This is a genomic window from Streptococcus sp. A25, assembly GCF_043674095.1.
GTDB lineage: Bacteria > Bacillota > Bacilli > Lactobacillales > Streptococcaceae > Streptococcus > Streptococcus suis_V.
Genome location: NZ_JBIMJO010000002.1, coordinates 41901 through 65618, shown reverse-complemented (window position 1 = coordinate 65618; position 23718 = coordinate 41901). Strand labels below are relative to the sequence as shown.

General features: G+C 34.3%; 20 protein-coding genes. All 20 read right to left on the bottom strand.

Annotation, left to right across the window (positions count from 1 at the left end; all coding sequences use genetic code 11):
* Positions 1-72 precede the first annotated feature (72 nt).
* Positions 73-1407, bottom strand: coding sequence for a methylenetetrahydrofolate--tRNA-(uracil(54)-C(5))-methyltransferase (FADH(2)-oxidizing) TrmFO (trmFO, locus tag ACHBID_RS01200; RefSeq protein WP_394731430.1), 1335 nt, complete (start codon positions 1405-1407; stop codon positions 73-75).
* 211 nt (positions 1408-1618) lie between these two features.
* Positions 1619-2371, bottom strand: coding sequence for an HAD family hydrolase (locus ACHBID_RS01195; RefSeq protein WP_394731428.1), 753 nt, complete (start codon positions 2369-2371; stop codon positions 1619-1621).
* A gap of 237 nt (positions 2372-2608) precedes the next feature.
* Positions 2609-3100, bottom strand: a complete 492-nt coding sequence (locus ACHBID_RS01190; protein ID WP_248029825.1) for a hypothetical protein — start codon at positions 3098-3100, stop codon at positions 2609-2611.
* Positions 3101-3113: 13 nt separating this feature from the next.
* Complete coding sequence (locus ACHBID_RS01185) at positions 3114-6722, bottom strand: Eco57I restriction-modification methylase domain-containing protein (protein ID WP_394731427.1); 3609 nt, start codon at positions 6720-6722, stop codon at positions 3114-3116.
* 298 nt (positions 6723-7020) lie between these two features.
* Positions 7021-8223 carry a tyrosine-type recombinase/integrase gene (locus ACHBID_RS01180; RefSeq protein ID WP_394731426.1) on the bottom strand — a complete coding sequence of 401 codons (1203 nt, stop codon included), beginning with the start codon at positions 8221-8223 and terminating at the stop codon, positions 7021-7023.
* Positions 8224-8245: 22 nt separating this feature from the next.
* Entirely contained in the window at positions 8246-8473 is a 228-nt protein-coding gene (locus ACHBID_RS01175; RefSeq protein ID WP_029176734.1) for a DUF3173 family protein, read from the bottom strand.
* A 278-nt stretch (positions 8474-8751) separates the two neighbouring features.
* On the bottom strand, positions 8752-8973 hold the full coding sequence (locus tag ACHBID_RS01170; RefSeq protein WP_011922422.1) for a helix-turn-helix domain-containing protein: 222 nt from the start codon (positions 8971-8973) through the stop codon (positions 8752-8754).
* A gap of 329 nt (positions 8974-9302) precedes the next feature.
* Positions 9303-10400 (bottom strand): sensor histidine kinase, encoded by a 1098-nt coding sequence (locus ACHBID_RS01165; RefSeq protein ID WP_394731425.1) that lies wholly within the window; start codon positions 10398-10400, stop codon positions 9303-9305.
* Positions 10385-11068: a response regulator transcription factor gene (locus ACHBID_RS01160; RefSeq protein ID WP_012775618.1), complete on the bottom strand. Its 684-nt coding sequence runs from the start codon at positions 11066-11068 to the stop codon at positions 10385-10387. Before ACHBID_RS01160 ends, ACHBID_RS01165 begins: the two co-directional genes overlap by 16 nt.
* A gap of 30 nt (positions 11069-11098) precedes the next feature.
* A complete protein-coding gene (locus ACHBID_RS01155; RefSeq protein WP_012028134.1) occupies positions 11099-11806 on the bottom strand; it encodes an ABC transporter permease in 708 nt (235 codons plus the stop codon).
* Positions 11803-12594, bottom strand: a complete 792-nt coding sequence (locus ACHBID_RS01150) for a hypothetical protein (RefSeq protein WP_394731424.1) — start codon at positions 12592-12594, stop codon at positions 11803-11805. Before ACHBID_RS01150 ends, ACHBID_RS01155 begins: the two co-directional genes overlap by 4 nt.
* The gene (locus ACHBID_RS01145) at positions 12584-13300 is read right to left on the bottom strand and encodes an ABC transporter ATP-binding protein (RefSeq protein WP_011922427.1); all 717 of its coding nucleotides are present in this window, start codon (positions 13298-13300) and stop codon (positions 12584-12586) included. The genes ACHBID_RS01150 and ACHBID_RS01145 overlap by 11 nt, the downstream gene beginning before the upstream one ends.
* 20 nt (positions 13301-13320) lie before the next feature.
* Positions 13321-15543 (bottom strand): lasso peptide biosynthesis B2 protein, encoded by a 2223-nt coding sequence (locus ACHBID_RS01140; protein ID WP_011922428.1) that lies wholly within the window; start codon positions 15541-15543, stop codon positions 13321-13323.
* 3 nt (positions 15544-15546) lie between these two features.
* Positions 15547-15798, bottom strand: coding sequence for a PqqD family protein (locus ACHBID_RS01135; RefSeq protein WP_394731423.1), 252 nt, complete (start codon positions 15796-15798; stop codon positions 15547-15549).
* An 11-nt stretch (positions 15799-15809) separates the two neighbouring features.
* Complete coding sequence (locus ACHBID_RS01130) at positions 15810-17537, bottom strand: asparagine synthase-related protein (RefSeq protein WP_394731422.1); 1728 nt, start codon at positions 17535-17537, stop codon at positions 15810-15812.
* 476 nt (positions 17538-18013) lie between these two features.
* Positions 18014-18136: a putative RiPP precursor gene (locus ACHBID_RS01125; protein WP_103557055.1), complete on the bottom strand. Its 123-nt coding sequence runs from the start codon at positions 18134-18136 to the stop codon at positions 18014-18016.
* Positions 18137-18466: 330 nt separating this feature from the next.
* Positions 18467-20332, bottom strand: a complete 1866-nt coding sequence (locus ACHBID_RS01120) for an SAG1250 family conjugative relaxase (protein ID WP_394731421.1) — start codon at positions 20330-20332, stop codon at positions 18467-18469.
* Positions 20319-20684, bottom strand: a complete 366-nt coding sequence (locus ACHBID_RS01115) for a MobC family plasmid mobilization relaxosome protein (RefSeq protein ID WP_011922431.1) — start codon at positions 20682-20684, stop codon at positions 20319-20321. Before ACHBID_RS01115 ends, ACHBID_RS01120 begins: the two co-directional genes overlap by 14 nt.
* Positions 20684-21049, bottom strand: a complete 366-nt coding sequence (locus tag ACHBID_RS01110; RefSeq protein ID WP_012775113.1) for an SAG1252 family conjugative relaxosome accessory protein — start codon at positions 21047-21049, stop codon at positions 20684-20686. Before ACHBID_RS01110 ends, ACHBID_RS01115 begins: the two co-directional genes overlap by 1 nt.
* Before the next feature lie 341 nt (positions 21050-21390).
* On the bottom strand, positions 21391-23709 hold the full coding sequence (locus tag ACHBID_RS01105) for a hypothetical protein (protein WP_394731420.1): 2319 nt from the start codon (positions 23707-23709) through the stop codon (positions 21391-21393).
* Positions 23710-23718: the final 9 nt, after the last annotated feature.

Sequence of the window (23718 nt, the reverse complement as noted above, 5' to 3'; positions counted from 1 at the left end):
TTTCTCCTTCGGGTTTCTAACCCCAGTATAACACAAAAGACACCCGAAGGTGTCTGGAGATAGCTGATTATCTTAGTAAGACAAAAACTCTTCCAAGTCCTTGAGGGAACGCTCTGCTATTGCCTCATAACGCTCTTTCTTATCGCGGATACGCGGTCCGTCCAGCTCCTTGATGATACCAAAGTTAACATTCATAGGCTGGAAGTGCTTGCTTTCCGTGTGGGTGATGTAGAATGGCAGAGCACCGATGGCAGTGGTCTGTGGGAAGATAACTGGTTCTTCGCCACGGAAACGGCGTACAGCATTGATACCGGCCACTAAGCCAGAGGCAGCAGACTCAACATAGCCTTCTACACCTGTCATTTGACCTGCAAAGAACAGATTTGGATTTTTCTTGGTCGCAAAGGTCTGTTCCAATAAGTTTGGCGAATCCATGTAGGAATTACGGTGCATAACACCGTAGCGGACAAATTCTGCATTTTCGAGTCCTGGAATCATCTGGAAGACCCGCTTCTGCTCACCCCACTTGAGATGGGTTTGGAAGCCTACGATATTGTAGAGGCTACCTGCTGCGTTGTCCTGACGGAGTTGGACCACAGCGTAAGGTGTCTTGTATTCACCGTCACGAGGTCCCTTGTAATCTTCTGGATATTCCAGACCAACTGGCTTCATTGGGCCATAGAGCATGGTTTTGATACCACGTTTGGCCATGACTTCAATAGGCATACAGCCCTCAAAGTATTTTTCTTTTTCAAAGGAGTTGAGCGGTGCTTCCTCTGCAGAAATCAAGGCCTCATAGAAAGCGGTGAACTGCTCCTTGTTCATCGGAGCATTGAGATAGGCAGCCTCTCCCTTGTCATACCGGGACTTGAGATAGACCAAGTCCATGTTAATAGTCGAGCTATCCACAATTGGTGCTGCCGCATCGTAGAAGTAAAAACCGTCGCCACCATTGAGCGCGTGAATCTTCTCCGCCAAGGCGTCTGACGTCAAAGGCCCTGTCGCAATAACTGTGATAGCATCTTCAGGGATTTCTGTAATCTCACCGCGAATGACCTCAATCAGTGGGTGGTTGTGAATCTCATCTGTGACCGCTTGGGAGAAATTCTCACGGTCCATAGCCATAGCACCGCCAGCAGGCACACGGTGAGCCTCACCAGCCCGCATGATAATGGAATCCAAGCGACGCATTTCTTCCTTGAGAAGACCGACAGCGTTGGTCAAACTATCACCACGGAAAGAGTTAGAACAAACCAACTCCGCAAACTTGTCGGTCTTGTGCTGGGGCGTTGGCTTGACACCACGCATCTCGTAGAGTTTAACAGGAATGCCACGCTTGGCAATCTGATATGCCGCTTCTGAGCCGGCCAAGCCAGCTCCGATAACGTTAATATGGGTTTGAGACATGAAACTAATACCTCTAGCCAGACTATCTGACTACTGTTTGGGAATGACCCAAAACAGAACCTTTCTAAATTTTTTAACCTATCTAGTATATCAAAAAATGGCTGGAAAATACAAAAACTACTCTCATGGAGATGAAAGTAGTTTGATGGAATTTACATAATATTATTTACGCAAACAGCACCTGATAGATTTAACTGTTACTCTAGTCCATCTAGTAAACTAGTTCTGAAATATCCTCAATGACTTCAAACTTCCATCCTAAATCTCGATAAGCTTGAATCTCCTCTGGAGAATACGGGAAAGTGTTCAAAAGTATAGCATCTATACCTAGCTCTTGCGCGATTGCAATATCTGTAGTCAAATCATTTCCGATAAGAACCGTCTCAGCAGGATCTAACTGATTTTCATTCAAAACACCTTGTAAAAATTCTGGTTCAGGTTTTTTGATTCGATAATCAGAGGAAATGTAAATACTTTCAATATATTCAGCACAACCTGTTATTTCAATTTCAGCCTGCGTAAAAACACGTTGAGCATTGGACAATAAATAGAGATGATTCCCCTTATCCTTTAGATAAGCAAGTGTTGACAAGGTATTGGCATAAGTCGTCAATTTCTCACGTGACAGGACTCTAAATATGGAAGCCACCACTTGACCAAATGTTTTTAAATCTGCTGGTTCATTCTTAGTTGGACGGCGGTATTTTTCATCCGTTAGTAATTGAATAAAGACTTTCTCAAGGTCAATTTCAACGTTTTCATAGGGACTAATCCGAATCAAATCTAGCTCGGCCTCACTGGCCTTTTCTTGAAAGGAACTTCTTAACTGACGTGCACCATAGGTACAGCCAAAAGAATGGTAAATCTCAGCTAACTTTTCCCACAATTCCAACTTGTTTTCATCCGTTATAATATCTACCAAGGTACCATAAAAGTCAAAAATATAATTCTTGTATCTTTTCATGAAACTTTCTCCAACAATCATTATATACTATTATACCGAAAACTGAAATCGTTTGCAATAAGAACTTCGTCATCTTTAATGAATTATAAAAAATATTTTATATAACGAATCTACTAATAATAAATCTAACATTTTAAAAGGTAGATCAGCTTATCAAAATATTTCGAGTGAAAGTTGTATTAAAGAACAAGTGATTATCTTTTTCAAGATTCTTTCTAAGTCAAGTAAATCTCACTTTCACTTAAATGTATTTGAAATGACACTAACTAATCTATCAATTCCATTCTCAACTCCCCAGCTTACACTAGCACTAAGAGCCATTGCAAGTATCGGGTGCTTTTCAAAGAAAGTTTGATGGTTATCAACTTTTCCGACTTCTTGTACCTCATTTAAAATTGTCACTAATTCTGTCTGTTCTTCTTCATCTAATGTCCTAGAGTACTCTCTGATATTCTCAAATACTCTCTCAATTTCCATCTCAGTATAGGTAATGTTTAACGCATTATTTTGTCCACCAATCTGTGAGTTTATCAAATCTCCATTAACAGAAACATGAGTACTATTATCTTGATGATATTCGTTAAAGTTTAGTGCTGCTTTAGAGGAATCTAGTTGTGTTGGAAGGATAACAGGCTTTATCTTCTTATTAGCTCTCTTCACCATTTTATTCGTTTCTCTGATTAAATTTCTCTCAATATCTCTGAATTGACTTTGCAAACTTTTTGCCATTTATACCTACTTTCTATACTTCAAAATTTCTTACAATCTGTTTTTCTTCTTCTTTCAAATCAAACAAGTCCATAACCAAGTCATCAATCTTTAGATTGAGCTGGTGAACTATGTCAGTGTCAGGAGAATCTTTTTTCATTTCTTCCATCAGTTGCTCAACAACTTGTGCTATGTCTTCTTGCTGGGAATCAGTAGCATCTGGAATTGGGAAATCTCCTAGTTCATTAACTTTGAACTGTGGGAATAGGCGACGTTGGAATTTATCAAACTTCATGAAAAACCAAAGAGAGATTAAGCGAGAGTTCAAAATACCCAACAGATAAAACGGATTAACCTGAATATCTGTAATAACCATGGAGTTTAAGTCGTTAATAACATCACTATCAGTATAAACTGCTTCAACAGCATAAGTTGATTTACTTGGAATCTGACGAACTAAAATTCGTGGTTTTTCAAAAATTTCTTTATCTCTTGGTGCAGCTAAATTTTCACCATATTTGACATATTCGCCATTCCAAGTCAGTTTATAGCGTGACACATTCTCGCCATCAAGATAGGGACGGTATGAATCGTCTAACCTTTCTCTTGCATGATAAATGCGATTATCTTTATCTTGAGCGGTCATTTTGGGATTCCCTTTTCCAGTTTCATAGGCTTTAATTCCAGATTTTACAGTCGAAATTTCTGGTCGTCCTAGTATTGGAAAATGGTTGACTTTCCAGAAAATGTCGATCGCCTGACGATACTTGACCATCGAGATTGAAAAGGTAGGGATTTCACCAAAGAAATCTGGCGCAACTCGTCCGATAGTATTATATTCTCCATGATACAATTCTGCTACTTCAATCCAGTTTGGCGCATTCTTCTTGAAGAAAATGATACAATTATCCACGCTAGCATCCGCAAAAATCTTATCCAGAGAATTGATCAGAACAACATCACTCGTCTGCTCTGTGATAAACTGACGAACTCTTGAATTGGTCTGAATGGTCAGAAAATTATTTGGAATGATATAGGAGAATGTCCCACCTTTACGCAAAAGTTGATAAGCCAATTCCATGAATATAGTATAGGTATTGGCTTGGTATTCACTTACTTGATAAGTCCTTGAATAGTAGGCTTTCATCTCATCTGTAAAGGACTGATTACGAGCAAAGATATAAGGCGGATTCCCAATTACAAGGTCAAAGCCGATAAATTCGCCCGCTTCTCCCAAAATCTCAGGAAATTCCATTCGCCATTCCATACCTTTAGCGAATAATGGATTTTTCAGTCTGTATTCCAATTCCTTTTCAGCTTTTGCTAGTTGCTTATTTAATTCCGCTACTTCTTTAGAGTTTTTGTTTTCTTCCTCAAATAAGCTAATGGCACCAGCCTTATTTCGTTCGGATATGAGCCGAGATAATTTCTTTAATTCAGGACTTGAAGCCGTATCATCAAAGGAATGTTTGAGCCTTTCAATTTTCTCCCAGATTTCTGCTTTTACTCGTTTATTATTCGTCTCCTTATAGTCTTTAACTAGAGATAGATAGTCCTTGAAATCTGTTTTTCTCATATCAAATTCATAGTCAAAATCAAACTTATGTAAGAGACTATCGCCTACTTTAATATTGATATCAATATTTGGCAAAGTCGTCAAAACAGGTTGGTTGGTATCAGTATCCTGATAGTAATAAGAAGACTTCAAGAGTTCAATCCAGAGACGCAAACGGCAAATATTGACTGAACTTGGGTTAATATCCACTGCAAAGAGCGAATTTTCCAGAATATACCTCTTCTGGTTGAAAATTGCCTTTTGAATTTGTTCTGACTGCTGATTACCTGTCTGATACAAAAAATTATTTCCAGACATATCTTGAATGACTAGCTCATCATTAATAACATAACATTGAATCAGGTTTCCAATATAGTTGCCATCAGCGTCAAACAAAACATTTAAATCACTTTTAAGAGCAATAATTTCATTCAGGACTGATACGAGGAAGTGACCGGATCCAACCGCTGGGTCACAAACCTTCAAACTGTCAATCGCATCTGATACCTTTTTAGCAATCTGAGCATTACGTATGTTAAACTTTATATCTTCGATTGTTTCACACTGCCAGTCGAGTGCTTCATTGACTTTGTCCACTGCTGCTGTACGAATCGCTTTACGTGACATATACATGGTAATATTGCCTGGCGTATAAAAAGAGCCTTCACGGTAGCCGTTGATTTTCTCAAAAATTAATCCCAGAACTGACGCATTGATAAGGTCATTCTTAGATTTCTCATGGTGGCTGATGGAGGTCGAGAAGTCATAAGAATCCAAAAACTCAAAGAGATAATCAATAAAATTGATGTTCCCTTTTTTACGTTTTTTATCTACACCTTTAAGAGCTGTTTTGGAGAAAATTTCAATATCTCCCTCTGGTAATCTATCAATACCAATCCCATCTCTAGAAATTTCTAATTCTGTTTCTTCAAACAATGATGAGTTCAGATAAGGGACATAACCGAACTTTTCTTGCATTCGATCATTTCTTTCCGATACTTTCTTAGCAAGTACGGCAAAGAATAAGCTATAAATCTCCTCAAAGTTAGGCAGTTTTTCATAGGTCAAGAACCTATAAGATTCATCTTTGTTGAACAACACCAGCTGAGATTCTAACAGTTTCAAAAATAGAATTCTATTTGTCCAGACAACTGTTAGTTGAATAGCAATGTCTTCCTGCTTTTCTTTTGAAACATCTTTCATCTCCAATTTATCAATGATATTCTCAACAAAAGAATACCGTTGGCGTTTAGCAGGTTTCAAACGTGAAATAATTTTTGAAGTCCCTGACTTCGTTTCTTCTAGCCCCATCAAATAAAGCAATTCATCATAGAAATTCTTATTAAGCTTGTTTGAATCAGTGAAAATCTCTTTATTAAGAAGATTCTCTGCTGTGAAGAATCGATAAAGCTGAGTCAGATTATTTTTCTTGATTTCAATATACTTACTGGTCTTAACTAGAGCTTGACTAAGATCAAAGTGAGCAATAACGATTCCCTTTTCAATTGCTTTATCAATTTCTGGTGCGATAACTTCAGAATATAAAAAATCTGTTTTATTGCTAGAAAGTTGATTATTTCTGAACTTTGTCACGAGGTCAACTAGCTTTATATTTTTGAAAAAATGCTTTTCAAATTCTTTAGCCTCTATCACAAACCAAGATAGGCCATTTGTGATAATACACTTTTTGATTTCTAAATTTTTATTAAATAGGCGTTCTTGTAGGTAATAATAAACAACTTCTTGAAGTGCTTTGGAATTGATTTTTTCCGTTGACATCATTTCAGACTTGTTAGTCAAACTCTTGCATTCAAAAAGAATACCTAGTGACGAATTGGCGTCTTTACCATTATAGATAGCAAGGTCTATTCTACTAGAAGTATTTATAAAATTATAAGGCAATACACTTTCTAAAAATCCCTTGAGAAGATTTTTCTGGTATTCCTCTGACTCATCCTCTTTGTCTTTTAAATGAGTCAAATAACTAACCAATTTTTGATTAAATACCTCTTTTTCTTCATCAAGTGGCATAATTGCTTGAACAGAGCGATTCATACTCTCTTTTAATGTAATTCCCTTTATTGCCATGAAATAGACTCCTAAACAGATTTATCTAAGAGCTGATAGTATTAGTCTATTGTGTAAGCAATAGACTAAGGGTACCCTTAGCGATATATATACATATTATACCATAAATAAAACCCCACCAAGATTAAATCTTGGTGGGGTTTTGGTGGGGAATAATAACATTCTCCCGATTTTTTATCGCTCTAAGCAATGCTTAAACCCTGTAATACTGGGCTTCCGCAATCAAATTGCGATACTCTATTATTTAAGAGTAACAATTGCACAACCTGTTAAATGTGCAGTATCAAGGGGTTTGAGTTCATAAATTTGAAGTTTGGCAGGAATTTTGGCATAAAATTGAATCCAATCCTGCACTTTTAATATTTTGTGTGATTTCTTCAGAAACTGTTTTATCTAAAGCATTAAACCAATGACTATATGTGTTCAAAGTTGTTGATTTATCAGCATGTCCCATTCGTCTTGCCACATATAAAATATCTTTTTTCAAAACATTTATTAGATAAGAAGCATGACTATGTCTAAGACCTTTCCCTGTTATAACAGGCACTCCTACTTGCTGCGCTTTACGTTTAATGATACGACAAATGGTTGATTTACAAAAAGGATCTCCAAATCTTGAAATGATAAAATCTGTATCTTGATTTGCAAACTGATTTTTTCGCCAAACTTGAAGTACTTCAATAGTTATATCATCCAATTCAATAAGTCGTTCACCTGCTGGAGTCTTTGTTTGGTCTTTACGATACCAATTTCCATTTTCATCTTTCTCCAAGGTTGTATGTACCTTTAGGAATTTTTTATCAAAATCAATATCCTCCCAACATAAAGATAAACCTTCACTCACTCGTACACCTGTCATATAATATAACCAGATGGCAGTAAATCGTTGTAATTCTTCATAATCATGTAAGTCAAATGATTTGATAAATGTCTGAAACTCCGCATAGGTCCAAAATGGAGTTTCTGGATGCTTACCTCTAGGATTATCTAATGCTTTACAAGGCATATCTGAAATATAGCCAAGTCTTTCTGCATAACCCATACAAGCTTTAAACCTTGACCATAAATTTTTCGCATAGTTTTCAGAATAATTTTCTATGATATGCAATCTAAAAGCCTCACAATCTCTAGGAGTTATTGCTTTTAATGGCTTTGAACCAAAATATTGAATAAAAAGTTTATGATGAGGAAGAGCCGTCTTATATGTCACAGACTGAACTTTTTGCTTATATGCTCTTAAATAAATTGTGTTCATATAGTTTTCAAAAGTCATATTGTAATTTTCTAAACTGACTTTGTTGGCAAATTCATATTTTATACGAACTAATTCGTCATATGCTTCTTTCATCGTTTCAAAAGTTTTACCATATTGATTTTTTCTAGCTTTCTTTTGTACCCTTTTGCCAGTTACTGGGTCGATTCCAAGATCAATCTGATAAAATATCTTTCCCTTATTATCACAATAAACACCTTTGTATTTTTTACTACTTTTTGTTGCCATTTGGATTCTCACTTTCTAAATGTTATTTAGATAGTGGAATCCCTATTAATTGTTCCACAATTTCTGCTGGTGCGATACCTAGTCTTCGATTGTCAAAGGGCGATTTACTTAATTGTACCGCATTTTGGTCAACTTTGCGAGCTTCTTCAAACTTTTTTACAGCAATTCTTTTAGCTTCACGAATAATGTCTCTAGAGGTATGTTCAGGAAATCCTAAGTTCATTAAATCTTTATATGTAGCAGTTCTCATACACTTTCCTCCTTCAAATCACTAAGTTTTTTTACACGCTAGATGGGATTTGAATGGTTAGTTCAATCATGGGAATTTCACCCGCTGTCCTTTTACGATGGCAGCCTGAACGGTCAGAAGTATCATTGTCATTATTTGTGTCATGGCAGATAGGTCACCATCCTATTTTTGAATAAATGATTTCCGCTCATTTCCTGGCGCATTACATTCTATTGCTCAACAAATAAATAAAGTCCCACCTAGAATTATTCAATTGTCAATGAACAAATCAGGAGGGACTATTTTTTATTTTTTAGGCGGTAGGGAGTGTCTGTAAGTCCAAGTAAATAATCCGTACTCACTTGATATAATTCTGAGATTTTTATCAAGAAATCAACAGGAATCTGACGTTTGCCAGACTCAATCTTAGAATAAGCTGACTGACTACATGATAAATATCGTGCAAGATACTCTTGCGAATAATCACAATCCTCTCTCAGATCCCTAATGCGCCTATACATTCGTTCACTCCTAAGAAAATTATAGTCAAGTTCTGAACGAATCTTAGTTTTTATTCCAAATTGGAATAAGTTTTTGATATAGACATTACTATTTCATATTTACTAATTAAGCCATATCTCCATAATCCAAATCACAATCAGAGAAAAATCATTTTGAACAATAATTTCATACACTCGTCAAAAATAATATTATTTTAATAGCACCCTATCTAATATATTCAAATGTGAATAAATCAGGTATGAGTGCTAATTGTTGAGATTTTGAAATAATTTTTATCAATATACTTACTTTCTGAACTTCATAGTATTCAAAATTACGATATCCAAGACTAGGTACAGTCACTATTTTTTATCGGAATAATTAATTTAACCATAGCCCCATTTTTCTTATTTTGGAGTTGTATATCACCAGAATGAATGCTCATTACTTGTTTTACAAATGCCAAACCTATTCCAAAATGTTCAAACTGTGAATTTCTACTAGTATCTTCTCGATAAAATAATTTTCCAAAATTTTCTAAAACATCATCCGAAAATTTGGAACCATTATTCCAAATACTTAAGGAAATACTACTATCTTCTAACTCCAAGATAACTCTGATTTTCTTTTTAACATCATCTGCATAAGCTATTGCATTATTGACAATATTTGATACTGAACGGATAATTAAATCTAAATCTAATTCAATATTACAGTCTCGCCATATCTTAGTTTCATATTTGTAATCTATGTTATCTCCAATAAGGTATGCACACTCTTGTTCCAGTATTTTTGATAAATTACTGATACTATACTGATGAAAGGAAATCTGATTAGAGTAAAAAGTTTTAGAGTAATTAATCAACTGATTAAAATAGTTATCTAATTGGTTGCTTGCTCTTTCAATGTCCCTAAGACACTGGACATCAATACCAGATAAAGGTGCAAATTGCAACAATTCCGAGTTTCCTTTGATTACAGTCAAAGGCGTTTTTAAGTCATGTGCCATAGCTGAAACCTTAAAGAGAATATCCTCCTTTTGGTCTTTCTCTACCTGAATCATATTTTTTATTCTTTGCTGCATTAGTTCAATATGTTTGTTAGTTTCTATGAATTCGAGAATCGTTAATTTAGATGATGTGTTTACTGAGGTCAGCCACATACTACCATGATAGACAATCTCCATTTCTTGCTTTACTCGTTTCAACAAGGCTTTAATATTAACAGAAACTATAATAATCAAAGATATACAAATATAAACCCATGAAAAAACATTAAAGAATATTCCTAACAAATCACTAGCGATTGACTGAGTTTCTGAATGAATATCAATAGAAATAGTCGATATGGGGAAAATATATGCTACAATCACACTCAAACAAAATTGTTTAATAATCGTCCACTGCGTTTTTTTGACCAAAGTCTTAAAATCTAGTTTTCGTTCCAACTATATCCGCCTCCCCACTGTGTCTTGATTGGATTAATTGAAAAGGGTTTTAATTTTGACCGAATTTGATAAATATACTCAGCAATAGAACGAAATTGTGCCTCTGACTCCGACGGGTATATTCTTTCATAGAGTTCCTCTACGGAATATACTCTCTTCGGGTTGCTTGCTAAAGTATACAAAATTGTAAATTCTCGCTTTGTCAATGATATGATCTCTTCTTCAATCAAGATTTCTTGCTTGCTGGCATTAATTATCATTTTCTTTGTGCATATCTCTTTATTATTTTTACGATTTCTCTCCTCCCTTTGGATATGCATTCTAACGCGAGCAACTAATTCTGTAATACTAAATGGTTTTTTTATATAATCGTCCGCACCAGCCTTTACCCCTCTAGCCAAATCGCTATCCAATTGCTTGGCTGTTACAAAAATTATCGGTACATCGATTTGTTCTCGAATGGATTTACAAATTTCTAAACCATCAATAGACATCATAATATCTAGTAAAATTAAATCAAAGCCAACAAATGAACAAATATCTATGTTACCTACTTCTTTCCTTGTCGTCACTTCAAACTCTGAGCGTTCTAAAGAATTCTTTATCAAACGAAGAATACTTTCATCGTCATCAATTGCTAATATTTGATATATTTTTTTTTCTTTCATAATTAAATAATATCACAAAATACAAAATTTTTATCGTACTATTCTCTTCCTAAACTGCAAAATAGAGAAAGACAACAGCAAAATCCCCCATAAAAATTGAATTGCAATACCTATTGTAGAAGGTAGATAAGGTTGATTTTCAGTCGTAAAAAATGAATTCATGGTAGAGATAATCGGGAAGTAGAGAAAGGCATCGCTGAATTGCAGAAGCATTTGGCCTAACCCCAACAAGAAAGACAAGGATATCCCCATTGGAACAACTATACTCCTTGTTATAAGAACTAAACTAAAACATATTAATATTAAACCAATTGATACCAGCATTATTCTTACTGCAATGGTATAAATAAATCCGGGAATTAATAGACTATAAAAAATATATACCACAAAAATAGTACAGACGGTAACTAGACTCCAAACTAATACAGATATTGATAATATAACTATTAATTTTATAAAAAAGAATTTCCATCGTATTGGGTTAGCTAATAAACTGCTTCTTAAAGTTGAATCGTTAAATTCTTGCCCTATAAATAGTATTGTAATAATAATAATGCCAGCTTGTCCAAGATAGAAGCTTTCTAAGATTTGTGTTAAAGCATAATTCTCGGTTATATAACTTGGAGTTTCATGTAAAAAAATAACAAATAAAGGTACTAAAATTATAGTTGCTAGTACAGTCAATAATAGCCATTTATTATAAATGAACTTTAAATACTCACTTCTAAAAGAATTCATCTAACATTACCTACATCTTCCTTCAAAAATTTGTAATATGCAAAGCTACTAATTACTAGCACCCAAATACTCAGAAATAAAACACTGCGTCCTGGTGTTGTGATTTTCAAAGGAGACGTTGCAATTAAATCTTGCCCTAATGATACTGGTAAATACTTGGCTAGCTGAATTCTGTCAGCAAGAAAACTACCTAAATTATAGACTTGTGGTAGTAAAAATAATAATGATCCAAGTGAAGATTTAAAATAAAAAGCAATTGAATAGGATAATACCGTTAGTAGCGACCACGACAGTGATCCCAATAATATAAAATACCACACATTCTTATTCAGTAACAAAGGGTTCAACCCCTCTCTTCCTAAACCAAACTGTGCACTTACAATAGATAAATAGATTGAGAAAAATGACACAACAAAAATAAATACACATGTAACAATAAATTTTATTACAAAGAATACAACTTTATTTGAACATAATAGCAAGCTGGTACGTAAAGAACTATTTTTATATTCCATACTTCCAAGAATTGCTCCTAAAATTATCATAGCAAACAAGCCCAATAGTATTGCATCAAAACCAATATACTCAATTGGAGGTATTGGTTCTGCTAAACTACTATTTGTTTCGGGTGTTGCATTCAATCCAACTGTTAAAATTTGTTTGGAACTGATATAAGACAATAACGGCTGAAGAATAAAAACAATTGGTAAAACTATTTGGGTTGATCTGCTATAAAAAATTTTATATAGCTCTGATAAAATATTATGGCTTTTTATACTACTCATCATAGTCACCCCCTGTTAAATGAAAGAAAACATCTTCTAGATTATCAAATCCGTTCATTATATTATTAAGTGTACCCGAAGCTATGATGCTTCCTTTATTAATAAAAACAACCTTATCAGTTACCGCCTCTACTTCTGAAAGTATATGTGATGATAACAATACTGTCTTACCAGCACTTGCTTGTTCCCTAATAAAATTTCTAAACCATCTAATTCCACTAGGATCTAGACCATTTGTAGGTTCATCTAAAATCAGGTACTGAGGTTTTCCCAACAGCGCTGTTGCAATACCTAACCTCTGCCCCTCTCCTAATGAAAGGTTTCCTATTTTTGAATATCTTTTATGTTCAATATCAGTAATGGATAATACCTCTGATATTCTGGATAAATCTATTCCATTACTAGCAGCAGCAATTTTCAAATGTTGAAAAACTGTTCGATCATTGGGAGCCCCCACACCATCGAAAGAAGCTCCTACAGTTAAAAGAGGACGTTCAAAATCACAATATTTCTTACCTCCTATTAAAGCAGTGCCTGAAGATGGCCTATCCAGACCCAAAAGTATTCGTAATGTCGAACTTTTTCCAGCACCATTCGGTCCCAAAAAGGCAGTGACTTCCCCCTCTTCAGCAGTAAAGGATACATTCTTTAATATATCTCCATCTTTATAAGTTTTTGTTACATCTCTTATTTCAATCTTATTTGTCATAATACGATACTCCTATACTCCTATACTAAAAATTGTTCTTTGGCCAACTCTTTATATAATGGAACAGATTCCAATAGCTCCACATGAGTCCCACTTCCTACAAGTCTTCCGTGTTCCAAAACAAAGATTTCATCTGAATCTAAAATTGTAGATAATCTATGAGCAACCATTATTATGGTTCTCTCACCTCTCATATTTTTGATTGCTTCCTTCATCTTCTTCTCACTAAGACTATCTAGATTCGAAGTTAACTCATCCAGCAAGAGTATCTTTGCATCAGAAAGTATTGCTCTTGCCATTGCCAATCTCTGTCTTTCTCCTCCTGATAAATTGAAACCTCCTTCACCAATTTGACTCTCAACCCCAGATGCACCTCTTTGAATCAAATGCTCCAAGCCAACTTTTTTTAAAGCGTCACAACATTCATCATATGTTACATTAGTATTACCCATTTTTAGATTTTCTAAAATTGTACCAGCTACTAATGGTGAGTTTTGCTCAACATAAGAAATATTAGAACGTAAAGTCTCGCGACTCATTGTTCGGAAATCTTGTCCAAATACCTTTATACTACCACTAGTAATATCATAGAATCTTTCGATGAGATAAAGAAGTGTGCTTTTCCCCGCACCAGACGGACCGACAATACTGACGTAATCTCCACTATTTATTTCGAAAGTAATGTCCTTTAATATATAATTATCATCCGATTGAATATCCTGAAATTTGTAAGAATCATATGAAAAAGTTACATTCGCAAATTCAATTGCTTTGCTTCTATCCGACTTAGTTTCTAGATTTAAAATGATATCATTATCTTCTTCTTTTGGAAGATCAATAATTTCAGTAATTCTACCTAAAGCTCCTAAAGCTTCTGAAATAGTTGTGACCGATGAAAATATTTGTCCTACTGGTGAAATAGCGATATACATTAATAGCATAAAAGAAGTTAGACTTGCAATAGACATTTGCCCAGTAGAAACACGGTATCCTCCGACTCCCAAAATAATTATCCCACACAACTGCAAGCTAAAATTTGATATCGGTGTCATTATTGACTGCACTCTTGCAACTCCAATTCCCAAGTTTTTTACTTCTTGTACCTCAGATAACATTTTAGATAATTCTGAATTCGTTTCATTTGTCGATCGAATTGTTCTAATTCCTACGATTAGCCTATTTAAGTATGCTGTCATTTTCCCCAAACCCTGATGAGCTTTATAACTTGCTGTTTGAATCAAACTACTCATCAATAAAATAAATAGGAATGATAAAGATATGGAAATAATTGTAATTATTGCAAGATATGTATCCTTTAGAAATAATGTAAATATCGCACCTAAACTCAAGAACAATCCACTCGTCAGAGCAACGGTTGATTGAATGATTCCCGCTCTTAGCTTACTTGTATCACTGCTAAATCGACTAATTAGGTCTCCTGCTGACAGATCATTATATTTATAAATGGGAAGTTTAAGAAATTGAATAATTAAATTTTTTCTTGATTGAAATACTGCACTTTCTCCCATTAATTGTAAGAAATAATATTGCAAACTGGAAATAATAGTTGTACCCACGGTAATAGCAATAAGCGTATACATAGTGGAATTATTGAATAAATTTACTCCCTTTTGAGAGATTACTTTAGACAAAAGTTCTGGCTGTAATAACGTTAAAATGGACGTAAGTATTCCCAAACATAAAACGATTAAAAAATATTTTCTTTTATTTTCTATCAAGGCAAGTAAATCACGGAATTTTACATTAGTCATAGTATCATTTACTTTTTCTATATCTTCAGTTATCATATGTTTACGCTCTTCATTTTTATCATCTAGAGTTTTCACAACTCTTTCATACGATGATACTTCTTCTAGCTCTTTAATCGGATTTCCATTGACTTCCACCCATGCATGAGATCTAAAGGGGTTCATAGCAAATCCAGTACACCAACTTGCACGTTTCTTTAAAAGAAGTAAGAACATTATTACTCCTAATGATCTTTTTACGCATCCATCTTGATTCCTACACTTACGGCTTACAGTACATATTGCATCACGAGCTAATACAGCTTCATTTACTGTGGCGGATAATTTTGAGTCACTTAATTTATTAATCAAAAATTCAATTCTTGTAGGCGAGAGCTTTGTAAGCGGATAAGAGATTAGTAAAGCTATTTGCGCTAGTAATCTGTACTTTAGCTGAACATAGGAGTATGACTCTTGATTGAGCTGCATATCCATAATCTATATCCCTCCTTTTTTTAGAGACTGTATAAAATCTTTAACATCTTGTTTTGCAACATCGGTTTCAATGGAATACTCAGCAGATATAGCACTAACTATTTCTTCTTCATTTTTATTTTTAGATAGTAATTCTAAAATTTTAACCCCTACATCATTTGTTTGAAAGTATATCCCTTGATCTTTGTCAAATACAATTGCACCATTGTCTTGCTTTATTATTTTTAATCTTGTTTTAGATCCTTTATTAAACATAGTTACAAACCTCACTCATTCTTCATATACAATTTAATCTGCCTAATCCAACGTTCTACCGAACATAACCTTTCAAAATAATCAATTTTATTCGGATTTCCTGCAGGTAATGACAGCTCCAATTTTAACTTTTCAACATCAACAATTCCCATTTTTACCACTTCAAATTGTTCTAACTTGTGGAAGTTTTTACGAACTGCTTCTCTATATCCACTATATAAGGCATCTGAATAATCGCCTTTAAAACCCCTGTTGAAAACTTCAATTGGTACGATCCCCTTCAATGCTTTTTGCAATACCGGTTTTGTTAGCTTTGAACTAACTTTATATTTTGCTGGAATTTGAAGACAAATTTCTACTAATTTTTTATGTAAAAATGGTGTTGCCCAATAAATGGAATTAGTAGTTAATTGAATTTGTCGCAACACTGATTTTTGAAATATTAAAGATTGAATCATTTGGAATGTTGTTCTATCAGTGATTATTGGCTCAGAATTGGAAAATAATAACGAGTTTAAAAAACTTTGCGATTCTTTTTTGGATTTTTCACTGAGCCAACTTGGTACCTGTAGTCCATCCATCCACCCCAGTTCTCTTTTGATAGGTTCAGAAGATTCGTTGAAGACAATTTCTAAATTTTGGGTCATGGTTTCCAAATATCCTCTCTTATCTAACAAATCCAATAGGCAACTAAAAAATGGTCTTCTCATTATCAAACTATATTTCAGAGCATAAAGTAGTCCACCTAAATTTTCCTGACGGACTATACTCCAGGGATTAGAAGGCATCGGTGTGAATAATTCATCACCACCAATACCTAGGAAATGAGTCGGATGTTTTTTACCTTCCTGATAAGTAATCACTGATTTTAAATATCCTTCTGAATCGGCCCACAGTAATGGAAAGCTTGGAATAATACCATTGATATATCCTTCTTCTATTGCAAATCTTTTCTCTGTTATTTCTATAGAGTCAAATTTTTTTAACTCCCTACCAAGATTTTTTGCAATAAATGTCGCCCATTTAGTATCACTATTGGCAGTAGCACTTGATTCAGCATGCAAAATAGAGAAGTCCGGTATCATTTTATTCAGTGTAAAAGCAATTGTCGCAGAATCAACACCTCCTGATACATCACTTGACACTTCATTTCCCATATTTAGATCATGATTAATGCTATTTAAAAACTCTTCTTTTATTTTAATTATTAGTTGATTAAAATCTTTAGTGTCTACTTCATAACTTGGAATCTTTTTTTCTAAACAACCTTTTTCGGTTATTTCTAAATAGTTTAAAGGTTTTATATTTACTAGCTCTTCCCAGAGGCTAATTGTTTGAAATGGATAATATGGAAGTCCAAAAACAAATTGACTCGCTAAACGCTTCGTGGAAAGTTTTAATTTCAGATATTTTGCAATCTCTACAGCGGAATCACTAAAAATTATATTCTTATTATTCTCAAACCAAGATAGTCTTGAATCTAAATAAGGAGAAATAATGTATATTCTTTCAGCCATTTCAACAATAATTAGACCATTTATAACATGATCCTGAAGTACTGATATTGTTTCTTCAAAACTACTGATAGCATTCTGTTCTATAATTGAGCATACTTCTTCGACATAGCCTTCCAAACAATAGATTTTTGTTTTATTTACAGAAACAGTTCTATATAAATTTTTAGTAAGGAATATTATTTTTTTTTCAGAATATTTTTCAAAAAAATACTTATTTACCATATATATTAACAACCTCAAAAATAAAAAACAAAGTATCTCGATATTCGTAGTTCTGGAATGAATATCGAAATACTTTATTCAAAATTATTTACCGTTGTAATACATAGTTCTAAGCTTAGAACTCAACTGTAACTTTTATAAGTGCACGTCCACCAAAGACATCACGAAACTTACCAGTCCATAGACCTTTAGTGTCTTTTTTGAAAGTTGCAATTGATTCAAATGTTGGCTTGCAATATTTCATTTTAAACTCCTTCTATCATTTATACTAATGCCAGAACCCATTGATATAAATGAAAAATATTTTTCAAGAGATATCTCTTGATTTAATTAAATTCTATAATATAAATTTCGGAAAAATATCAGAAAATAGATTAAAATTGAACATATTCGGATATTTTTCACTTCCACTCCGTGGATCACTTGATTTCCACAATAATTAATATATCACTTGGCAATATATCTGGGTAATATAATTATATTTTAATTAAAAATAAAGCCCTGCCTCCAAATATATCTCTGAAGCTACCTGCAACTAATCCTGCAGTACCATTTTTAAAAGTAGAAATTTTTTCTATAACTGGCTTTGTATAATTCATTTATTTTCCTTTCTAAGTCAATTTTTAATAGTCCAGACTGTTTGACTAATGAAATAGTAACAAAGATTATTCAGATTTTTTTCAGAAAAATTAAATTTATAAATAATTACTGATTTAAGCAAGCTTATTTTATATTTGAAACAAGGATAATTCCCAACAAATGATAAAGTTCGAGACTCTCTTCTTGTTTTGTTTAACTATCGCCACCGACAAGCTCCAACTGGTAAGGAAAATCTCCAAAGTTTCGAAATTCATAGCCCTGACAATCTAGATACTCTCATATCAAACCTGATAAATGATTAACACTCAGTATTTCAACTGAGTGTTTTTTTAGTATAGTTCCTTATCATAATCCTTTCTTGTTCTAGGAGCTGTTCTATTCAACACCGCCACAAAGGTTTCCAGTTTTCTGACGGATTCTTCATAGTTGTCAAGTAACTTACTGAGTTGGTCTTGAGTGTTAGAAATCTCTCGTTCGATTTGCTCCAAAGTTACACTTTCTGTCAGATTGAGTTTGGAAAATTCATAACGTGCCAATCGCCTACGTTCTATATCGTGACTTTTGAGATTGACTAAGACTTCTGCCATCTTATTTAAGGTGGCGTTTTTTTCGTTGAGTTCTGACATGCTAACATCGTACGTCGCAATTTCCGCCACCAACTCATCTTTAATGTCCGTATAAGCTCGATTTGTAACATTGAGTTCAATCAAGAGATTGACTTCAGCGATTTTCTCCTGTAACTCTTTTAGATTTGGTCGCCTACGATAAGGCAAGCTTTTGTTGTCTTGTGTCAGCTGACGAATCAAGTCACGCCCTTTCATATAGCGGTTCTTATCCGAACCTTCCTTATTGTAGATAAAATATGACGTGATTTCTCGGAGGAAAATCTTAAACCTCTTTTCCTCCTCTTTCTCAATCTCATCCAGCTGATAATTGGGAATAAATATCAAGCCCTCTTTTTTCACACCAAAGGCTACCTTGATGAAAATGCCACCCTCAACTTCTTTGTCAACCTGATGCGGGGCAAGCTCCACCTCAAACTCATGAACAGCCTTACGATTTTCGGAGAACGTTTCATAGTCTGAGACGATACTTTCTACTGTTGATAACTTCTCCGTTTGCTCTGCGAGAAATACTTCAAAATCTTCCTTGATATTATCACTCAGCTCAATGTCAGTATCTGACCGTTCTGAAAAATAATCTTGGAAGAAAGAGACATCATAAAGCGTTTTCTTGCTCACTTGTTGATGTCCTAGAGAAATTTTCTGGTCATTTTCCGTAAGGGTAAAGGTCACATTTTTCTGTTTGAGTTGAATAAATAGTCCAAGTTCCTCCGCCATTTCCAATAATTCTTGTAAAGTTTTCACTCTAGGCAATAAAAAATGTAATCGTTGCTCAATGGCACCCTTGGCAAATGCTTTTCGGAAATAGCTCTCATCATAAGGTTCCCTGCGATTAAGCTGTCGCCCGCGAATGGGTTTGACCTGATCTCTATCCGTCATCAAAAAGGTAGTATGCTTGCTTGAGAAGTCAATAGTCAAATGCAGCTGCTCTGATTTTTTCAAAAAGTCCTCAAAATCCTTGGACTGTTCCATCAAAAAATACAGGCGTTGCTTGAGTTCAAACTTATGATTGGTCTTACGATAAACGTCGTACTGCTGATGTGAATAGCGATTTGTGATAATTTTTGCACCAGCCTCTTTGGAAATGCGGTCTGAAATCATACGAAGATTTCGTTCCAAGGCATAGTTCCACTTGAGCTTTTTATCAGATTGAAGGTCAACAGAATTGATTAAGATGTGATTATGAATGTGTGACTGGTCAATATGGGTTGCAACGATAAAACGAAAATTTCCGCCAGTAAGTTCTTTGACAGTCTCATAACCAATCCGATTGATCTCTTCAGGTGTTAACTTATCGTCAGGCGAAAAGGATTGAATGAGGTGGTGGGCATGAATTTTCTGTTGGCGTTTTTCTTGTCTGTCATTTCTGGAATCGTACAAGCCGTCATTATTCAAAAAATTGGCCTGATACATCTTGACCATTTCCTCATAACTGGGAAAATCCAGGTAATTACTCATGCCAAAATCTGAAACCAATTTGAGCTGGGCTGTCTTTTCTGGGTTGAGAATGTAGCGAATTAGGTTCTTTCGATACTTTCGACTATGTGTGGCATAATGCTTAGTGATGACCATAGAAATCCCTTAGCTGTTCAGCCTTGATTTGAAAATCTTTCTCCACTTCCGATACCAGCTCTGCCATCCCTTGACCTAAGCCTTGAAGCTGCTCCATAGAAATCAGATGAGTCTGGTTAATGACACGGGCAATCTGGTTGACGTTGTTGCCTATCCGCCGCAGCTCAAAGACCAAATCCTGATAAGTGGTCGTGTCAATTGTGATAAAATTTCTGTTCGGATCAAGTAAGACTTTTCTGGCATACTCTGAAAAAGTTTTACATCTGCTTTGCGAAATACAGTCATTAAGCTGAGCCAGTTCCCTATCTGTCAAAAACACTTTTTTGAGGTTAGTGCGGTAGCGATAATCCATTAGCGACCTCCTATATACTTCTCACGAAAGTCTGGACTGAGCGGGATAGACTTCTCGACTTCTGCCATCAGTTCCAGCACACAGGTCAAAATAATGCGTAGATGTTCAGAGGTGACTTGTTGGTATTCCTCCGCAAGGACAGTCACTTGATGAATGTCTCGGCTGATTTCTTCCAATTTTTGAGACTGCCATAGAGAAGACCAGGTCTCCAAAATGTCTTTTTGGCGGTCTTTTTGTAACAAGTTTTGGCGGAGAAAATCTGAAAAAGTCTCCGAACCTTGCTCTTTCATCATCTCTTTTAGCAATATTTCTTCCTGCTTAGTCACTCGAAACTGCTTACGAATTAGCTTTAAGTCTTGACTCATCTTAACACTTCCCTTCCATTCTGCTTGTCTAACAATGTCAGGCTGCCTCACACTGTCAGTACGCCCTAGAAAAGCCTCAAGGTGTCCCTTTTCGGCTTTTGCGAGCTCAGATATTGTGTCCACAATATCCCAAAAATCATATCGCCAGCTGACTAAAACTCTCCAGTTTTGACAGCTAACGATATGATAACTTGGTGGCTTCGCCCCCAAACCCCCAGTGAAAAATCATGGATTGATTTTCTTAGGAATGGTATTAGGATAATAGAGATGATTTGGAAAAGGTATCACTGTATGAAAAATGAGAGTAAGAAAAAAGAGAGCTGGATAGCTCTCAAAAAACTCTATACAAATTTGATTTTCTCTGGAGAACCAAGAGATGTAAATATTATACTCTCTGGAAAGACATAGTTATGTTTAAAAATATAATCAATTAACATTCTAGTCGATTCTGGATAGTTTTTAAAATATTCTTTATAAGCTTTATCTCTATATATGACACTTTGTTCCATCACAGAAATATATGAGGTGTTAGCATTACAGCTTGATTCTATACAATATTTCATAACATATTGTGACAAACTTTCTGAGTCTACTCTAGTTTTATCTCCCTTTTTATCTAAATATTCAATAATTGTATTAACTGGTTCAATGATATAATGAGTTCGTCGAGCTTGTAAAATAATATCAGACCAGTTCTTTATATACTCTGGCGCTTGATTGCTTAAAAAATTTTTTAGATGTCTAAAAATAGACTCTATTAAACTAAATGTATAGAAACCATCAACTGGGAAATATGTTGCCAATACTGATTGACTTCCTAACCCGAGAAACATATTTCCAATATTTAAATAGTGAGCATCCAATACCTGAGTCTGACATGCTCCCAATATTGTGACAGCAGGTACAACTTTTATATTATTTTCTAACTCAATCATATCAATTTCATCATCGCCAATATGAAGTTTACCAATCTGATCTGGTTGATTTCTACTCACTTCAGGCATACTACCATGTCCATAGTAAATAAAAAAAGTTGAAGGGTTTTCATTCATCGTATGAATAAAATCAGTTTTATTTTTAACTTCATAGTAATTAACACAATGTTTAGGAAAATACTCTTTTAGTAGCTCTCCCAATTTTTTTCCATTTTTATATAATGTATCATTAGGGTTAAGTGCATTAATAATTAAAAATGATACAGTAGCTTTTGGAATTTTTGTTAGTAAATTATGCTTTGCTGAGTTTACTAGCGTATTATCAGGAATAATTGGCAATCTGCTGATTGATTTTATTAAGCCCAGAGGAGTATTTTTATATTTAACCCATTCAATTGGTGCATCTGTAATGAATTTTATATGCTTCCCATATTTGACAAGTATATCAATAAACTCATCATCTAATGATAACTTTAACTTCTCAGATATTTTATGGAAATTATTATTAAATTTTTCAATTTCTGATAAATTGGCATTCTTCATTGTATTTTTATACATATGGGAATACCAAACTGTTATGTCTTGCGAAGGTAAGTTAGGTAAACGCACATACGGAGATTTTGTATCTAGTGTAAAATTAAGGGATAAAGAATCTAAAATTGAGTTTTCTGATTCTCTATCAAAAATTATTCCCAGCATCGTTTCGAAATCTTTGCCGCCCCCTATTCCATAATATCCTGAAAAATCATATATCTGCCTAAGAACAGGTTTAGATAGTCGTAACTGAAACTCTCTATTTAGTAAATCAACACTTGTTTTATTTACCATCGGCAACACAAATACCATATCTGTACGATAAACTATTTCGTCAAATTTTTCAAAAAAATAATCCGATAGATTCAAAAAATATTTTTCAAGAATATCCAAGTCTAAATCTGCAGTATCTATTGAATCATCCCATTTCCTTATAATTTCAATCAAAAAATCAATTCCTTTTTCATGTTTTGCAAGATATATGATATACTTTTCTGCAATTAGGAGCTTTAAATAATATTTTAAATCACTTATCGCTTGTTCCTCTGCCACTAGTTTTCCTTCTGTTGTTGGATTATCAAATGGTTTTGGTTCCTGCCTATTTTCAAATATAGATAGGTACAAACCTCTATTACGATTGATTGCAATCTCTAAAGGTCGCAAAAAGTGCTTATGAGGTATGCTAATCGGCTCAATTTTTGTTTTATCAGAGATTGTAACTTTGTTAGCTATTATCTGGCTAGCATTGATACTATTTTTTTCTACAATCAATTGTAGTTGGCTGATAGGGATATCTACTCCGTCTTCTAAAAAAATCACAGGTAGTGTAATTTCTTGTATTTGTTTAATAAATGGATGGTCTCTTAATTCTTCAGGAATGAAAACACAGCCTAAAGGAGTTTGCTTGATTAAATCAATGATACCATCTTTATTCTTATTTAAAAGCTCTATGTTTATGTATTCCGTAATATAATTTGGAACATCAACAAATGAAGACAGCGGCCAAGGAATAACTAATTCTTCAAGAGTTTTAGGAAGATGAGCAGCTATATATCTTGATTGGGTGTGAGTTACAATATTTCTATTGAAACGATAGGAAAATGTATCTCTTTCAATAAAATTTGGGTTACCATGATTATTTGTAGTTATAAAATAACTTACAAATGGTATATTAAAAAACTGTTCAGTCATATTTACTCC

Coding starts and splice junctions, on each gene's coding strand:
- ACHBID_RS01110 (WP_012775113.1), bottom strand. CDS start 21,049: ATGAGTCAAGACTTAAAGCTAATTCGTAAGCAGTTTCGAGTGACTAAG.
- ACHBID_RS01135 (WP_394731423.1), bottom strand. CDS start 15,798: ATGTTTAATAAAGGATCTAAAACAAGATTAAAAATAATAAAGCAAGAC.
- ACHBID_RS01185 (WP_394731427.1), bottom strand. CDS start 6,722: ATGGCAATAAAGGGAATTACATTAAAAGAGAGTATGAATCGCTCTGTT.
- ACHBID_RS01195 (WP_394731428.1), bottom strand. CDS start 2,371: ATGAAAAGATACAAGAATTATATTTTTGACTTTTATGGTACCTTGGTA.
- ACHBID_RS01115 (WP_011922431.1), bottom strand. CDS start 20,684: ATGGATTATCGCTACCGCACTAACCTCAAAAAAGTGTTTTTGACAGAT.
- ACHBID_RS01145 (WP_011922427.1), bottom strand. CDS start 13,300: ATGACAAATAAGATTGAAATAAGAGATGTAACAAAAACTTATAAAGAT.
- ACHBID_RS01160 (WP_012775618.1), bottom strand. CDS start 11,068: ATGAAAGAAAAAAAAATATATCAAATATTAGCAATTGATGACGATGAA.
- ACHBID_RS01125 (WP_103557055.1), bottom strand. CDS start 18,136: ATGAATTATACAAAGCCAGTTATAGAAAAAATTTCTACTTTTAAAAAT.
- ACHBID_RS01155 (WP_012028134.1), bottom strand. CDS start 11,806: ATGAATTCTTTTAGAAGTGAGTATTTAAAGTTCATTTATAATAAATGG.
- ACHBID_RS01120 (WP_394731421.1), bottom strand. CDS start 20,332: ATGGTCATCACTAAGCATTATGCCACACATAGTCGAAAGTATCGAAAG.
- ACHBID_RS01175 (WP_029176734.1), bottom strand. CDS start 8,473: ATGAGAACTGCTACATATAAAGATTTAATGAACTTAGGATTTCCTGAA.
- ACHBID_RS01170 (WP_011922422.1), bottom strand. CDS start 8,973: ATGTATAGGCGCATTAGGGATCTGAGAGAGGATTGTGATTATTCGCAA.
- ACHBID_RS01140 (WP_011922428.1), bottom strand. CDS start 15,543: ATGGATATGCAGCTCAATCAAGAGTCATACTCCTATGTTCAGCTAAAG.
- ACHBID_RS01150 (WP_394731424.1), bottom strand. CDS start 12,594: ATGATGAGTAGTATAAAAAGCCATAATATTTTATCAGAGCTATATAAA.
- ACHBID_RS01190 (WP_248029825.1), bottom strand. CDS start 3,100: ATGGCAAAAAGTTTGCAAAGTCAATTCAGAGATATTGAGAGAAATTTA.
- ACHBID_RS01130 (WP_394731422.1), bottom strand. CDS start 17,537: ATGGTAAATAAGTATTTTTTTGAAAAATATTCTGAAAAAAAAATAATA.
- ACHBID_RS01180 (WP_394731426.1), bottom strand. CDS start 8,223: ATGGCAACAAAAAGTAGTAAAAAATACAAAGGTGTTTATTGTGATAAT.
- trmFO (WP_394731430.1), bottom strand. CDS start 1,407: ATGTCTCAAACCCATATTAACGTTATCGGAGCTGGCTTGGCCGGCTCA.
- ACHBID_RS01105 (WP_394731420.1), bottom strand. CDS start 23,709: ATGACTGAACAGTTTTTTAATATACCATTTGTAAGTTATTTTATAACT.